14 protein-coding genes and 1 tRNA gene are annotated in these 14,154 nt (G+C 67.1%); 10 read left to right on the forward strand and 5 right to left on the reverse strand.

What is annotated here, in order from left to right; all coding sequences use genetic code 11:
- Positions 1-247 precede the first annotated feature (247 nt).
- The 3 genes from CRO50_RS11485 to CRO50_RS11495 form a co-directional block, all read right to left on the reverse strand.
- Positions 248-1,207, reverse strand: a complete 960-nt coding sequence (locus CRO50_RS11485) for a methyltetrahydrofolate cobalamin methyltransferase (RefSeq protein WP_097146061.1) — start codon at positions 1,205-1,207, stop codon at positions 248-250.
- A gap of 157 nt (positions 1,208-1,364) precedes the next feature.
- Positions 1,365-2,270: a methylenetetrahydrofolate reductase gene (locus tag CRO50_RS11490; protein WP_097146062.1), complete on the reverse strand. Its 906-nt coding sequence runs from the start codon at positions 2,268-2,270 to the stop codon at positions 1,365-1,367.
- 117 nt (positions 2,271-2,387) lie between these two features.
- A complete protein-coding gene (locus CRO50_RS11495; protein ID WP_097146063.1) occupies positions 2,388-2,690 on the reverse strand; it encodes a virulence factor in 303 nt (100 codons plus the stop codon).
- 345 nt (positions 2,691-3,035) lie between these two features.
- On the opposite strand from CRO50_RS11495, the gene CRO50_RS11500 reads away from it, so the two are divergent.
- The 6 genes from CRO50_RS11500 (at position 3,036) to CRO50_RS11525 (ending at position 9,955) form a co-directional block, all read left to right on the forward strand.
- Positions 3,036-4,148 (forward strand): Ppx/GppA phosphatase family protein, encoded by a 1,113-nt coding sequence (locus tag CRO50_RS11500; protein WP_097146064.1) that lies wholly within the window; start codon positions 3,036-3,038, stop codon positions 4,146-4,148.
- A gap of 140 nt (positions 4,149-4,288) precedes the next feature.
- Positions 4,289-5,080 carry an RlmE family RNA methyltransferase gene (locus CRO50_RS11505; protein WP_097146065.1) on the forward strand — a complete coding sequence of 264 codons (792 nt, stop codon included), beginning with the start codon at positions 4,289-4,291 and terminating at the stop codon, positions 5,078-5,080.
- Positions 5,081-5,300: 220 nt separating this feature from the next.
- The gene (locus CRO50_RS11510; protein ID WP_143516904.1) at positions 5,301-6,023 is read left to right on the forward strand and encodes a hypothetical protein; all 723 of its coding nucleotides are present in this window, start codon (positions 5,301-5,303) and stop codon (positions 6,021-6,023) included.
- Positions 6,024-6,026: 3 nt separating this feature from the next.
- Positions 6,027-8,012 (forward strand): glycosyltransferase, encoded by a 1,986-nt coding sequence (locus CRO50_RS11515; RefSeq protein ID WP_097146067.1) that lies wholly within the window; start codon positions 6,027-6,029, stop codon positions 8,010-8,012.
- A 52-nt stretch (positions 8,013-8,064) separates the two neighbouring features.
- Positions 8,065-8,859, forward strand: a complete 795-nt coding sequence (locus tag CRO50_RS11520) for a hypothetical protein (RefSeq protein WP_097146068.1) — start codon at positions 8,065-8,067, stop codon at positions 8,857-8,859.
- Positions 8,860-8,872: 13 nt separating this feature from the next.
- Positions 8,873-9,955, forward strand: a complete 1,083-nt coding sequence (locus CRO50_RS11525; RefSeq protein WP_097146069.1) for a hypothetical protein — start codon at positions 8,873-8,875, stop codon at positions 9,953-9,955.
- 108 nt (positions 9,956-10,063) lie between these two features.
- Here CRO50_RS11525 and CRO50_RS11530 read toward each other — a convergent pair whose 3' ends face one another.
- Together CRO50_RS11530 and CRO50_RS11535 are read right to left on the reverse strand one after the other, a co-directional pair.
- Positions 10,064-10,600, reverse strand: coding sequence for an AAA family ATPase (locus CRO50_RS11530; RefSeq protein WP_218844984.1), 537 nt, complete (start codon positions 10,598-10,600; stop codon positions 10,064-10,066).
- 354 nt (positions 10,601-10,954) lie between these two features.
- Positions 10,955-11,044 (reverse strand) — tRNA-Ser (locus CRO50_RS11535).
- A gap of 255 nt (positions 11,045-11,299) precedes the next feature.
- Here CRO50_RS11535 and CRO50_RS11540 point away from each other — a divergent pair.
- The 4 genes from CRO50_RS11540 (at position 11,300) to CRO50_RS11555 (ending at position 14,140) form a co-directional block, all read left to right on the forward strand.
- Positions 11,300-12,226, forward strand: coding sequence for a DUF2059 domain-containing protein (locus tag CRO50_RS11540; RefSeq protein ID WP_157791783.1), 927 nt, complete (start codon positions 11,300-11,302; stop codon positions 12,224-12,226).
- A 261-nt stretch (positions 12,227-12,487) separates the two neighbouring features.
- Positions 12,488-13,132 (forward strand): 50S ribosomal protein L21, encoded by a 645-nt coding sequence (locus CRO50_RS11545; protein WP_097146071.1) that lies wholly within the window; start codon positions 12,488-12,490, stop codon positions 13,130-13,132.
- Positions 13,133-13,159: 27 nt separating this feature from the next.
- Complete coding sequence (rpmA, locus tag CRO50_RS11550; RefSeq protein ID WP_097146072.1) at positions 13,160-13,429, forward strand: 50S ribosomal protein L27; 270 nt, start codon at positions 13,160-13,162, stop codon at positions 13,427-13,429.
- 105 nt (positions 13,430-13,534) lie between these two features.
- Positions 13,535-14,140, forward strand: coding sequence for a GNAT family N-acetyltransferase (locus tag CRO50_RS11555; protein ID WP_097146073.1), 606 nt, complete (start codon positions 13,535-13,537; stop codon positions 14,138-14,140).
- Positions 14,141-14,154 lie beyond the last annotated feature (14 nt).

The following is a 14,154-nucleotide window of genomic DNA, read 5'->3' on the forward strand; positions in this document are numbered from 1 at the left end:
CCTGCCCGGTACCAGAAGGCGCAGCATCGACATGCCAGACTCCCATCGTTCCATTGCGTCACGAAGGTCATAGGGCCGGGCGCGTTAAGACGAAGTTACGCGCCCCGAGGCTTTCCGGACCAATTGCCGCGAAGCGCGTCGTGGTCGCCACAGGAAAGCGGAAAATATGAGATAAATTAATGTGTTGCGAAAAGGAAAACGGCGCGCGGAGAGAGCCCCGCGCGCCGTTTCAATCTTGCAGGATGGTTCAGCCGCGACGGCGGCGACGGCCTCCGCGACCGCTGCCCGCGGCGGCGGCGGCGCGGGCGGCATCGGGGAAGGTCGCGCCTTCGGCCACGGCGTCGATCACCCGCGAGAAGCCGATCCATTCGCCGCCGTTCGGGTCGGCGTTCATCAGCAGGTTGGCGGCCTTCACGGCCTCCATCTCGACCTGGCGGACCGGGTTCATGATCGCCGAGGTCATGCCCGAGGCGATCGCCATGGGCAGGAAGGCGGCGTTGATGCCGTGGCGATGCGGCAGCCCGAAGGAGATGTTGGAGGCGCCGCAGGTCGTGTTCACGCCCAGCTCGTCGCGCAATTTGCGAACAAGTTCAAAGACCTGGCGGCCGGCGGTGGCCATGGCGCCGACGGGCATGACCAGCGGATCGACGACAATGTCATGGGCGGGGATGCCGTAGTCGGCGGCGCGTTCGACGATCTTCTTGGCCACGGCGAAGCGCACCTCGGGATCCTCGGAGATGCCGGTATCGTCGTTGGAGATCGCCACCACCGGCACGTTGTACTTCTTGATCAGCGGCAGAACGAGTTCCAGCCGGTCCTCCTCGCCGGTGACGGAGTTCACCAGCGGGCGGCCCTTGGCCACCGCGAGACCGGCTTCCAGCGCACCGGGAACGGAGCTGTCGATGCAGAGCGGCGTGTCCACAAGCCCTTGAACAAGCTCGACAATGCTGCGCATCAGGGGCGGCTCGGTCTCGTTGGGATTGGGGTTGGAGTTATAGACCACCCCGGCGTTGATATCGAGCACGGCAGCACCGCAGGCGACCTGGTTCAGCGCGTCCCTCTCGACGGTCGAGAAATCGCCCGCCTCGAGCTCGGCGGCCAGCTTCTTGCGGCCTGTGGGGTTGATCCGTTCGCCGATGACGCAGAAGGGCTCGTCAAAGCCGATGGTCACGGTCTTGGTCGCGGATTCGAGAATGGTGCGGGTCATTGGTCTCTTCCCTTGGGGGCGGTGAAACCGGGGGCGGTGGCCAGTCGGCAGCCGGTCGGTATCACGTCGGTATTACGTCGGTGCCGGGCGCACGGTCCGCCAACCTTCCGGTAAGCGGGCCATGAGAGGCTGACGGGTCTGCCGCCAGCCCCCTCTGTCATCCGCTGGCGGTCCGGGTGGCGGGGGCGCCATGGCGTGCGGCATAGTCCGCCGAGGCGCGAATGCCGCCCAGGGGGAAGACATGCAGCTGCTCGATCAGGCCCAGGTCCTCCGCCTGGGCGAGGTCCGAGAGCAGCTCCGTGGGCTCGTAGGGCAGCATCAGCTTGGTCACGTCGAGGGCGCGTTTCTGCAGCACCTTCAGCGAGGGGCCGACACCGCAGGCGATGGCGAACTTGATCAGGGTCTGCAGCTTGGCGGGTCCGGCGATGCCGAGGTGGATGGGCAGCGAGATGCCCTCGTCACGCAGGCGGCGGGACCAGGCCAGCACCGGGTCGGCGTCGAAGGCGAACTGGGTGGCCATGGCCATCTGCGCATCGGAGCGCTCCGAGAAGGCCTGCTTCCAGCGCAGCGCCTCCATGACCTTGGCGTCCGAGCCGTCGGGGTCGATGTCCAGGTTGCCCTCGGGGTGGCCCGCGACATGCAGCCGGGTGAAGCCCGCGCGGTCGAAGAGCCCGGTCTCGAGCAGCTGCATGGAGCAGTGGAAGTCGCCGTGCGGCTCTTTCACGCCACCGGCCAGCAGCAGCGCCTGGGAGATCCCGGCCTCGCCCTGGTAACGGGCGATCCAGTCTTCCAGCGTCGGCGCATCCTTGATGATGCGGGCCGGGAAGTGGGGCATCACGTCGAAGCCCTCGTCCGAGAGCCGGGCCGCGGTGGCGACCATCTCGTCGATGGGCGTGCCCTCGATATGGGCGACATAGACGCGGGTGCCCTGCGGCAGCAGCGGACGGAAGTCGTCGATCTTGGCGGCCGTGCGGGGCATGACCTCGATCGAATACCCCGCGAGCAGGGCGCCAAGGTCGGCGGTCGGGCCGGCGGTGCGGCGGCGGAAGGGGACGAGGGCCAAGGTGTTTCTCCGCGTTGGTCTGGGGGATCGGGTCTTTCGGTTATCGGTCGGGCGGTTGTGGGTCGGGCGGTTGTGGGGCGTCGTGTCGGATGGAACGGCGCAGGGCCGGGGTTCGCGTCAGTCCGGGGCGTGGCCGCCATTGGCGATCAGCGCCTTGAGTCGTTCCTGATCATAGGCGGCGTCGAGCCGGGCGATTTCCTCGTCTGCGACCTGTTGTGCGTCGCCTTCGACGTCGCGGGGGTCTCCCTTGCGCCATTCGGCGAGGTAATCGTCCGTTCCCGCCGCGCCCGAGACCATGGCCGCGCGGTCAATGGCCTGTTCAAAGCGTTCGGGCAGAGGGGCCTTGGCGGCGCGCCGGCCCTTGCCGACGATGACCTGGGCGGGAATGTCGCGCCAGTAGAGTGTGGTGAGCTGGGGCATTTGGGCTCCTCGGGTTTTGTCCAATCTGCGGCGGTCTTGCGCGGCAGGCCTGCCGGGGCGCGACCTGGCCGGGCGGGAAAGCGACCTTCGGGAGGCCGGTGCGGCGCCTGCGGGGCAGGGACGGCGGGGTGAACCTACCCGCCGGAACCTCGCGCTTCGGGTGCCGGTCAAAGGGCGGAAGAGGCCGTGAGGGCAGGGTGGGTGCCAACCCACCTCTGGTCGCGCCCGGCCCCATGGATCGCCGCTTTCCCTACGTTGCCGCATGTCCGCGGGCGCGCAATCATCTTGCGTTGCCCTCTGCAAGTGACTACCTTCACGGGTAACACGAAAATGGAGGGCGCAACGATGGCGCCCAGGCGTCCCAAAGGTGCGGGCGCCTTCCCGAAACCGGTCGAGAGCCCCGCATCAAAACCCCATGATCCCTCGGAGCTTTATGCTGCGCTGGATCTGGGAACCAATAGCTGTCGCATGCTGATTGCCCAACCCAAGGGCTCGCAGTTTCATGTGGTCGACAGTTTCTCGAAATCCGTCCAGCTCGGGTCCGGGCTGGAGCGGTCTGGTCGTTTGTCGCGCTCTTCCATGGCGCGCACGATCCAGGCCATGCGTATCTGCCAGCAGAAGCTGAAGCGGCACAGGGTCCGGCACATGCGGCTGGTGGCCACCGAGGCCTGCCGCCGTGCGACCAATGCCAAGAGCTTCATCAACCAGGTCCGCCGTGAGACCGGCCTGAAGCTGGAGATCATCGAGCCCGAGGAGGAGGCCCGCCTGGCGGTGATCTCCTGCGCGCCGCTGGTCAGCACGCGGACCGAGCAGCTGCTGGTGGTCGACATCGGCGGCGGCTCGACCGAGCTTGTCTGGATCGACCTGACCTCGGTGCCGCACCGGGAACGCCCGCGGGCGATCATGCGTCTGCACGCCGGGTTCCACCCGCCCGAGAGCCCCTTCCCGGCGGCCAAGGTGGTCGACTGGATCTCGGTGCCCCTGGGCGTGGCGACCCTGCGCGACCAGTTCCGCGACGTCGAGGACGATTCCGCGCGTTTCGCGCTGATGTCCTGGTTCTTCGAGGAAAGCCTGGCCGAATTCGCCCCCTACAAGGACGAGCAGACCCGCGAGGGGTTCCAGATCATCGGCACCTCGGGCACGGTCACCACCGTCGCCGCCAGCCATCTCGGGCTCAAGCGCTATGACCGCACCAAGGTGGACGGGCTGCAGATGACCAGCGACCAGATCGACCGGGTGATCCGGGGCTACCTGGACCTCGGCCCCGAGGGCCGCCGCCGCGATCCGCGCATCGGTCAGGACCGCCAGACGCTGATCATGTCGGGCTCTGCAATCCTGCAGGCGCTCTTGCGCTGCTGGCCCACCGACCGGCTCAGCGTTGCCGACCGGGGCCTGCGCGAGGGGCTGCTTTATGCGCAGATGTCAGCGGATGGCGCGCTGGAGGACGGCCCGTTCTGAGCGCCCGCGGCCGGGATGTGCCGCTGAGGCTTTGACAGCGGGTCCATTTTGCTATTCTACGCAGGATCTCGACGCATATCGGGGTGGATTTCCGCCCCCTGGGGGCAGCACCGGCTTTTCCCCGGCGTATTTTGGGTAAGATGAAAGGGCAGGCCGTGGCCAAGAAACCGACTGGCAAGTCACCGACTGGCAAGAACAGCTCGGGCCGTGGGTACCGCGACCTGACCGTGAAGGTGAAGACCGCGCGCGGGCGCAAGCTTTCGTCGACGCGCTGGTTGCAGCGCCAGCTGAACGACCCCTACGTGGCGCGCGCCAAGGCCGAGGGCTACCGCGGCCGCGCCGCCTTCAAGATCATGGAGCTTGACGACAAGTTCCGCTTCCTGGTGCCCGGTGCCCGTGTCGTCGACCTGGGCTGCGCCCCCGGCGGCTGGATCCAGGTCGCCGTGCCGCGCATCAACGCCCTGGGCGAGAAGAGTGGCAAGGCCGTCGGCCGCATTGTCGGCGTCGACCTGCAGGAGGTCGATCCGATCCCCGGCGCCGAGGTCCACCAGCTTGATTTCATGAGCGACGATGCCGATGCGCAGGTCAAGGAATGGCTGGGCGGCGAGGCCGATGTGGTGATGTCCGACATGGCCGCCGCGAGCTCGGGCCACAAGCAGACTGACCACCTGCGGATCATCGCCCTCTGCGAGGCCGCGGCCTACCTGGCCTTCGACGTGCTCAGCGAGGGGGGCACCTTCGTGGCCAAGGTGCTGGCCGGCGGCGCCGAGGGCGAGCTGCAGAAGGTGCTGAAGCAGCGCTTCACCAAGGTGCATCACATGAAGCCGCCCTCGTCGCGCTCCGACAGCTCCGAGAAGTTCGTCGTCGCAACCGGATTCCGGGGCCGCGGCGAGGTGGCGGACGAGCACGACCCGGAAGATCCGCGCTACTGAGCGCAGGTCCCAAACGGCGGCTCCCCCGGTGTTGCGTGCCTCGCACGGGACGGGGCAGCCCGGCCCCCTTGGCGCGGCGGGATGACGCAGAAGCGGCATCCGACCAGGCTTCCTCGCGGCCCTTTACGGGCAATTAACCACCTCTGACCCAGAGTCGCCTCCATGGCGGCGGCCCTCATGCGGGGGGCGCGCGCTGCCGGAACGGCCAGCGGAGGTGGCAATGGACGTGCAAAGGAGCCTGGGCCGGATCAGGACCCAGATGGGCGGGATGGAACGCATGATGCGTATCCTGCGCGCCGAGGTCGAAGGGCATATCGCGGCCATCGCCCCGGCCGAGCTGGACAGCTATTGCGATATCGAGACGGGGCTGGGCCAGCTCTTTGCCGAGGCACGGCCCATCGCGCCGGTCTCGGTCGAACCCTACAAGCATTTCGCCAAGGGCGTCTGGATGGGGCTCGATACCGAGAACGGCGATTGCGGGGCCACCGTCTCTATGAAGGCTTTGCATGATGGCATGGGGGGCAACGGACGCGGCGTGGCGCGGCTTTCGGTCAACCCGGTCTTCCCCATGGCGGTGAAGCCCGGCTGGGTCACGCTCGAGACCGCGGTCTCGCTGGAGGCGCTGAAGCGCGCGGCCGGGCTGCGCATCGACACGGTCTCCTTCTTCGACATCGCGGCCGGCAACAGCGCCCAGATCCCGCGCAGCGTGACGCTGAACCTGCGGCTGCACCGGCAGGGCGGCAAGGTCACCGACCACCTGAACTACCGTATCCCCGTCTCGACCATGCCTTTCGAGCATTCCGCGCGGATCGGCCCGGCGGCGATGGAAGAGCTGTCGCTCGGGGATGTGACCGAGGCGCTGCTGATCCTCGAGCTGCCGCTGGCGGGCACCTATACCCTGAAGCTCGATCATTTCGCTGTCCTTGCCCTGGACGAGGGCTGAGCGATGCGCATCCTCTATGTCTCCCGCGAGACGCCGCTGGCCCCCTCGGGCGGGATCGCCACCTACCTCGAATACATGGTGCCGGCGATGCGCGCGGCGGGGCACGAGGTCTTCCTCTTCACCTGGTCCGAGGCGCAGCCCTTCCAGCGCCCCGTCTCCTACGCGCCCTTCGCGCCCGAGAACGTCCATGTCGAGGCGCTGGACCCGCGCCAGGTCTGGCGCATCTGTCCGGTGGAGGCGCATAATCTCTTCGTCTCGACCTGGCTTGCGGATCGTATCGCCGAGAAGGTGCGCGACTGGCGCATCGACGTGGTCGAGGCCACCGATTTCCTCGCCCCCTGCCTGACCGCCTTCCAGAAGCTGCAGGCCGAACGCGGGGCGCACGACCAGCTTCTGGTGACCTACAACCACGGCTTCATCGAGGATTTCTTCGAGGCCGACCAGCTGCCCCTGCCGGGGCCCGCGCGGATGAACAACCTCTGCGAACGTCAGCAGGCCAGGGGCTCGGACCTGGTGATCGCCCCCTCCTTCGCCGCCGCCGAAAGGCTGGGCAGCTATGGCATCAGGCGCCAGGTCGAAGTGGTGCGCGAGCCCTACGTCTTCCGCCACGCCGAGGACCGCTTTGCCGGCCTCAGGGACGAGATCCTCTACATGGGCCGGATCTCGCTGTCGAAGGGGATCGACAAGCTGATCTACCTGGCCAACCTGCTGCACGACGTCCACCCGCTGCGGCAGATCCGGCTCATTGGGCGCATCGTCGAGACGCCCTTCCGGCAGCACGACATGCAGGCCTATGTCCGCGCCCGCCTGGCGCCCGGCCTGCGCGATACGGTCTTCTTCAGCGATTACCTGCCGCGCGAGCGCGCCCTGGACCTGCTGGAACCCGGCGCCATCGCCCCGCACCTGGGCTCGGCCGAGACTTTCTCTTATGCCTGCGTGGAAAGCCTTGACGCGGGCCTCTTGCCGGTGGTGCGCGACGGCACCCCGATGGCCGAGTTCTTCCCCGAAAGCCAGTTGCACCATGTGCTTGATGCCGAGATGCGCTCGGTCGCCGGGGTGCAGCGGCAGATGGCCCGCATGCTGGAGCAGGCCGCGCCGCTCTGCGCCGAGTTGCGCGCCCATTGCCGCGAGACCCTGGCGCCCGAGCGCATCGCCCGGCAGATGGGAGAGGTCTACGACCGTGCGCTCGGCGCAAAGCGTGGCCGGACCCTGCATGCCGCGCCCCGGCGCCGCGCCGGGATAGAGGATGTGACCGTGCTGATCCCGGCCTTTCGCCCCGATCACGAGTTCGTCGAGACCATCGACAGCCTCGCCTGGCAGAGCGCCGGCCCGCCGCGGGTGCTGATCTGCGATGATGGCAGCCCCGAAAGCCATCGGCCATGGTTCGACTACGCCAGCGCCCTGCTGCCCGACTGCCGGGTGATCCGTCAGCCGAACGGCGGTTTACTGGCGGCCCGCAACACGCTGATCGCCGCCTGCGAGACCGAGCTGGCGCTTTTCCTCGATACCGATGACCTGCTGGCGCCGGAGCTTCTGGCCGAGGCGCTGGAGGCCTGGAACGAACATCCCGCCCGCCCCCAGGCGGTGATCCCGCAGCGGCGCAACTTCGGCGAAAGCGCCGAGCCCGTGCTGCGCCACCTGCTGGGCGATCACCTGCATCTGCTAGAGAACGACTACCGCATGACCGCGCTGATCCCCACGGCGATCCTGCGCGACATCGGCTTCGACGCCACCCGCCGCAATGGCGAGGGCGACGATTGGGCCTTCTGGCTGCGCTTCACCGCGCGCGGCCACCAGGCGGCGATGCTGCCGCGAGAGGGGTTCCACTACCGGTTCCGCAGGGGCTCGATGTCCTGGCCCTGGTCGCGCGGGCAGAACGCCGGCAGCCGGATGATGGTGCGCGAGGCCGCCCTAGAGATGTGCCGCGCCGATCCCGCCCAGGCCCAGACGCTGGCGCGTGCCCTCTATGCCGAGGGGGTCGCCCAATGAGCCTGAGCTGGCGCGCAGGTTCCGCCAATTTCCGCGATGAAAGGAGAGGCCGATGGCCCAGACCGACCTGATCTTCCTGCTGGGGCGCCACCGCAGCGGCACCACGGTCTTCCGCGACCTGCTGGAACGCTGCGGCGGGCTGAACTGCCACGAGATCATGAGCGCCAAGCTGGAGGCCGAGCGCGGCTTCTACGGCTACGTGGCCCGGCGCGTGGCGGAGGACCCGAAATGGGTCTGGCCGATCCGCCACCAGAGGCTCTTTGCCGATTACATCGAAGAGCTGCGCGGCGAGGCGCGCGGGCGCAAGCTGCTGCTCGACCTGAAATACTGGGGCCTGAACCTGATCCCCGTCTCGGAGGATGTCACCGGCGCGCGGCCCTTCCTGGTCGAGTTCATCGACAAGCGCGACAGCCCGATCATCCAGATCATCCGCCGCAACAAGCTGCGCCTGATCGTCTCGGAGGCGCTGCTCAATGCCTCGGGCAAGTGGTTCGCCGCCGCCGGCGAGGTCGAAGAGGAGAAGCCCATGATCGAGCTGCCGGTCGAGGCGCTGCTGCCCGAGATCGAGCGGCTGATTGCCATGGATCGGGCGATCCAGAGGATGCTGATGCCGCTCTCCAACGCCCATGAGCTGATCTACGAAGAGATGTTCGCCGCCAATGGCAATTTCGCCGAGGCGACGCGCGCCCTGGCCGGCCGGGTGATGGGCTGCGAGGAGGTCCCCCGTGCCCCTTCGCATCGCAAGATGAACCCCGAACCGCTGAGCCAGATCCTGGGCAATTACGCCCAGGTCGCCGCCCGGCTGGAGGGCACTCCGCATGAGTGGATGCTGGCGGCAGCGGTTTAGGAGGGCGCTTGGCATGGCAGAGCGGCAATGGCTTTCCGACTACGCCCTGCTGATGCGCCGTGGCGCGCGGCGGCTGGTGATCGGCGTCTCGGCGGTCGGCAAGCCTCCGCGCCGGTTCGACTACTTCAAGGTGCTCGAGGGGCCGGACCATGACCTGCTGTTGCTGAACAGCCCCGAGAATGGCTGGTATTTCAACGGGGTGCCGCTTGGAGACGGGGCGCCCTCGCTGGCGGCGACGCAGCGCTATCTCTGCGAACTTGCGGCGGGCTATGACGAGGTGGTGGTGATCGGCGGCTCGATGGGGGCCTATGGCGCTCTGATCCTCGGCCAGGCGATCCCCGGCGCGCGCATCCTGGCCATGTCGCCCGAGACCTACGCGGGCCTCGCCGGCGGCGCCTTCATCCGCTTCAGCCAGGCCGAGGGGCTGCCACCGGGCCTGTCACGCCTGCTGGCCGACCCGGCGCTCGACTACACGGTCATCACCGGAGAGCGGAACGCGGCGGATTTCTTCTGCACCAGCGAGGTGCCCCGCAACCGCCTGCTGACCGTCCGCAATGGCTATCACCAGGTGGCGGCGGTGGTGTCGGCGCATATGGGCGGCATGCAGGGGGTAGTCGACCCGCTGCTCGAGGGACGCCTGGCAGAGGTGCTGAAACCGATCCTGGGCGAGCTTTCGCGCTATCCCGACCTGGGCGCGGTGCTCTATCTCTTCGAGGAAAAACGCCTCTCCGCCGCCCGCGTCGAGGCTTTCATCGAGACCCTGCCGAAGGGCTTCTACGGCCGCGCCATCCTGCACCTGCGCCTCGGCCAGCGGGCGCGGGCGCATGGCAACCCCTACCTGGCGCTGGATCATGCGGCCCGCGCCCGCGCCCTCAACCCTTCCGATATCGAGGCGCATCTGTTGCATGACCAGCTTTACGCCCGCCTTCACGGCGCGCCGCCGCCGCCGGGCTACCAGCAGCACCTGGATCCCAGGTTCGCCAAGGTGCTGCGCTATCACCAGCAATGGTGCGAACTGGCCAGGCTGCACGGCGATCCGCCGCCCGAACCCCTGGCGCGGCCGGCGGCGAAGGACGCGGCAAGGCCCGCGGCATGAGGGACATGCGCAGGGAATGGGCCGGAGGGGGAGGCGCGCTGAACGGGAGGAGCGGACGAGCGCCGAGGCTGCGCAGGAAAGGCTGCGCGGACGGGGCGGACCTCTGTCTCAGAGCACTCCGCAGTCTTTCAGCACGAATTCGGCCCGCTCTTGAACCGCCACCTTGGGCAGCTCTGTTGGCAAATAGCCGAGAGTCTCCAAAGCCTTTTCAATTCGATGGTGTTCCTGCACGGCAGCATCGAAACCGTGCCTGCGTTCGGCGTCTGCAGCAAAGAGCTGCCGCCATGGCGGGACAATGAAGACCCGCCTCTCGTAGACGAGGGTCTCTCCGAGTGTCTGCTCTATCGTCGGGCCGCCTGCGTGCGCCAAGGCAACGGCGGCGTCGATCAAGCCACGGTCGAAGAACACGATATCATCAACAGATTGCGCAGCCTCCAGGTCGGACAGGGCGACCTCGATGGCCCGCCGTGCGAAGGCTTTCATATCGACCCATGGCAGGGCATCGCCTGCTCCCGCCAGCTGTTCTGCCACGATGCGTCGGCCAGGCTCCTGGACCGTGGCAAAGCCGCGCTCGCTCAGGGCCTGCAACAAAGTTGATTTCCCGCCGCCGGAACATCCCGTCAGCAGTACAAACCTTCGGTTCAAGGCAAAGCTCCTACAGTGCTTGTGATTCATCTGGTGCCGCGACGCCGAAACCTGCGCCATGGGCCATGGGCCGACCTTTGCCGCGGTCGCCACGGAGGTCCGCCAAGGGCCGGCAGGAGCCGGGCGTCGTTTCTGGCCTGCAGCTGGTTGGAAACTCACCATGCCCGAGGCGTGAGCCAATCGCGTGGCTGGTGGCCTGACACAAGGCGCAGCACTTCCTGAAATCCTGCAAGCTGACCGGGAATCGAGACAGACGCGTGCAGAAGGCGCAGGGCCATCATGGGGCAGGCTGGGGGTGTGGAACCCCCAAATGCCATAAAGCTGTGTGTGAAAGCAGCGACTTACCAAGGTAAGTGGCGGAGAGACAGGGATTCGAACCCTGGGATCCCGTGAAGGATCAACGGTTTTCGAGACCGCCCCGTTCGACCACTCCGGCACCTCTCCGCGGGGGTCGTGGAGGGCCGTCTAAAGAGAAACGCGAGAGGGTTCAAGAGGGGTTTTCACCGCAAGATGCAGGAAATGTCGAAAGGCAGGCTCAGCGGATTGTCGCGGGTGCCGCGGGGCAGGGCGGCGCAGTGCGCCGGAAAGGCCCCCGCTGAGGCCCCGTGCAGGCCATGCGCGCGGGGTTGTGAGCGCGAAGCCCCTTGATATTCGGGCGCCGCGTCCTTCAATCTGGATAAAGACATGAGGAGAGACCGTATGAGACCGTCCCGACCCGCCCTGACGCCACGTCACCGCGACTGTGCGCCCGCGTCCGCACGGGCCCGCGCGCAGAGCCGCCCCCTGCCGGACCTGCGCCCCCTGGGGATGGTGCTGCTGACCGCGCTGGCGCTGCTGCTGTCGGGCGTGCTGCCCGGACAGAGCGCGACTCGGGAAGAGGCGCGGGACTTTCTGAAGGTCACCGGCTTCGACGCGGCGCTGGAAAGCATCGTGCAGAGCGCCGACAACGGGCCCGCCATGCTGGGCATCGAGGATCGCGGCTTCCGCACGCTTTGGGACGTGATGGCGGCCCGTGTCTTCCGCAACGATCCGATCCAGGACCTGGCGCTGGACATGCTTTCGGCCACGCTGACCGAGAAGGAAATGGCCACGGCGCAGGAGTTCTACGGCTCTGACCTGGGGCAGCGGCTGGTCGAGGTCGAGAACGCCTCGCATCTTTCGACCGATGCCGAGCGAGGCGAGAAGGCCGAGGCGGCCCTGGCAGAAGTGATGGCAGCACGGGACATCGCGCGGCTGTCGGCGCTGGAGCGGCTGATCTCGGCGCTGGATGAGACCAGCGATGGTGCGCTCGCCATGGCCGAGGTGCAGAGCCGCTTCATGATCGCGGCGCGCAATGCCGGGGTGATCGAGCTCAGCGTCGGCGACGACGAGCTGCGCGCGCTGATCACCGGGCAGTTTCGCGAGATGGCCGCCGATGACGGTATCGAGGCCGGCATGGCCAGCGCGGCGCTGACCTACGAGGACTTCTCCACCGAAGAGATCGACGCCTATGCCGAGGCGCTGGAAGATCCCGACATGCAGCGCGTCTACGAGCTGATGAACGCCGTGCAATACGAGGTGATGGCCGATCGTTTCGAGGCCGCCGCGGCGCTGATGGTGGGGGCGAACTCGAGCGAGGAGCTCTAGGCACCGGGACCTGCCGGTGCTACGGCGGGGCGGGCCGGACAGGAGCCTTGGCGCAAAGCCCTCTGCGGCTGGGAAAACCGGGAAGTTCCGGCTTGACAAGATGCCTCGCTGCGATGATAAGCCCGCCATCCCGGCAGGCCTCCGCGCTTCGCCGGGCGTTTCAATTTCGCCCAGGACAGGGCGCGCAGTTCACCGGCGACCACCAGGTCATGAACACCCGTCAGGGGGCCGCAGGACGCGTCAGAAGTAAAGGAAGAGCACATGTTTGCGGTTCTGAAAACCGGCGGCAAGCAGTACAAGGTCCAGTCTGGTGACCTGCTGCGCGTCGAAAAGCTGGCAGCCGATGCCGGTGAAAAAGTCCAATTCAACGAGATTCTCATGCTGGGTGGCGACAGCGTGACCGTGGGCGCCCCCTTCGTGGCCGGCGCTGCCGTCCAGGCCGAGATCATTGATCAGGTCAAGGGCGACAAGGTCATCAACTTCGTCAAGCGCCGCCGTAAGCACAGCTCGAAGCGCACCAAGGGCCACCGCCAGCAGCTGACCCTGCTGAAGATCACCGAGATCCTCGCCGAAGGTGGCGACAAGTCCGGTGTCAAGGCAGCCGTCGGTGCCGGCTCGATCTCGGGCGCAGCCGTTGCTGCTGCCGCTCCGAAGACCGAGAAGAAGGCCGAGAAGAAAGCCGCTGCTCCGAAGGCCGCCAAGGCCGAGGGTGCAGACGACCTGAAGAAGCTTTCGGGCGTTGGCCCGGCGCTGGAGAAGAAGCTGGTTGCCGCCGGCATCACCTCCTTCGCCCAGATCGCCGCCTGGACCGAAGCCGACATCGAGAAGTTCGATGAAGAGCTGTCGTTCAAGGGTCGTATCCAGCGCGAAGGCTGGGTCGAGCAAGCCAAGGAACTGGCCCAGTAAGGGCCCCGTTAACAGGAGACACGCAAGATGGCACACAAAAAGGCTGGCGGTTCTTCCCGCAACGGTCGCGACTCTGCCGGTCGCCGCCTCGGCATCAAGAAATTCGGTGGTGAGCAAGTCATCGCCGGCAACATCGTGGCACGTCAGCGCGGCACCAAGTGGTACCCCGGTGAAGGCGTCGGCATGGGCAAGGATCACACGATCTTCGCAACCGTCGACGGCAACGTGAAGTTCCACAAGGGCCTCAAGGGCCGGACCTTCATCTCGGTGCTGCCAGTGGCAGAAGCCGCCGAGTAAGCCGACCTTCATTCGCGCATGAGAAAAAGGGGATCGGCAGCCAGCCGGTCCCCTTAGCCGTTTCGGTGGTGAGGGGTCCCAGACCCCCTGAGAGGAGCACCTCCAATGAGCGACGCGAGTATCAAAGACCCGATCAAGTCCCGCAGTGGCGCCATCCTGGCGGCCTCGGCCAAGCAGGATGCGCCGGCCTATGATCAGCCGACCGTTCCGGGCGACGAGCTGGACCTGCGCCCGCTGCGCTATTCCGACAGCGGTCTGATTGATCTATACGCGGCGGACGAGCGGCTGGCCAAGATGACCACCTCGATTCCGCATCCGCTGCCACCGGGCTCGACCGAGAGCTTCATCGCGCGGGCCCTGCAGCCCTCGCCGCGGGAAGTGATCTGGGCCATCGACAGCAGCCGCGCCGGTGGTGCAGAGCTGAAGGGCGTCATCAGCCTGAAGCGCATGGACGGCGAGCAGAGCGAGATCGGCTACTGGGTCGCGCCAAGCTGGTGGAATTCCAACGTCGCCTCGGCCGCCGTTCAGGCGCTGGTGGCGGCAAACCCGCTGGGGGACCGCAGCTTCTTTGCCTCGGTGTTCCAGGACAATCCCGGCGCTGCCCGGGTGCTGACAAAGTCCGGTTTCGGCTATGTTGGCGATGCCGAAGCCTATTCGGTCGCAAGGGGGGCAAAGGTGCCCACCTGGACCTATATCAGAAAACTCGATTGAGCCGCCGGTCCGCC

The sequence above is a fragment of the Pseudooceanicola antarcticus genome (assembly GCF_900215355.1).
Classification (GTDB): domain Bacteria; phylum Pseudomonadota; class Alphaproteobacteria; order Rhodobacterales; family Rhodobacteraceae; genus Pseudooceanicola; species Pseudooceanicola antarcticus.

Bases quoted from the DNA above. Each gene is read 5' to 3' on its own strand.
- rpmA (WP_097146072.1), top strand. From the start codon at position 13,160: ATGGCACACAAAAAGGCTGGCGGTTCTTCCCGCAACGGTCGCGACTCT.
- CRO50_RS11500 (WP_097146064.1), top strand. From the start codon at position 3,036: ATGGCGCCCAGGCGTCCCAAAGGTGCGGGCGCCTTCCCGAAACCGGTC.
- CRO50_RS11525 (WP_097146069.1), top strand. From the start codon at position 8,873: ATGGCAGAGCGGCAATGGCTTTCCGACTACGCCCTGCTGATGCGCCGT.
- CRO50_RS11510 (WP_143516904.1), top strand. From the start codon at position 5,301: ATGGACGTGCAAAGGAGCCTGGGCCGGATCAGGACCCAGATGGGCGGG.
- CRO50_RS11545 (WP_097146071.1), top strand. From the start codon at position 12,488: ATGTTTGCGGTTCTGAAAACCGGCGGCAAGCAGTACAAGGTCCAGTCT.
- CRO50_RS11505 (WP_097146065.1), top strand. From the start codon at position 4,289: ATGAAAGGGCAGGCCGTGGCCAAGAAACCGACTGGCAAGTCACCGACT.
- CRO50_RS11515 (WP_097146067.1), top strand. From the start codon at position 6,027: ATGCGCATCCTCTATGTCTCCCGCGAGACGCCGCTGGCCCCCTCGGGC.
- CRO50_RS11485 (WP_097146061.1), bottom strand. From the start codon at position 1,207: ATGACCCGCACCATTCTCGAATCCGCGACCAAGACCGTGACCATCGGC.
- CRO50_RS11520 (WP_097146068.1), top strand. From the start codon at position 8,065: ATGGCCCAGACCGACCTGATCTTCCTGCTGGGGCGCCACCGCAGCGGC.
- CRO50_RS11555 (WP_097146073.1), top strand. From the start codon at position 13,535: ATGAGCGACGCGAGTATCAAAGACCCGATCAAGTCCCGCAGTGGCGCC.
- CRO50_RS11495 (WP_097146063.1), bottom strand. From the start codon at position 2,690: ATGCCCCAGCTCACCACACTCTACTGGCGCGACATTCCCGCCCAGGTC.
- CRO50_RS11540 (WP_157791783.1), top strand. From the start codon at position 11,300: ATGAGACCGTCCCGACCCGCCCTGACGCCACGTCACCGCGACTGTGCG.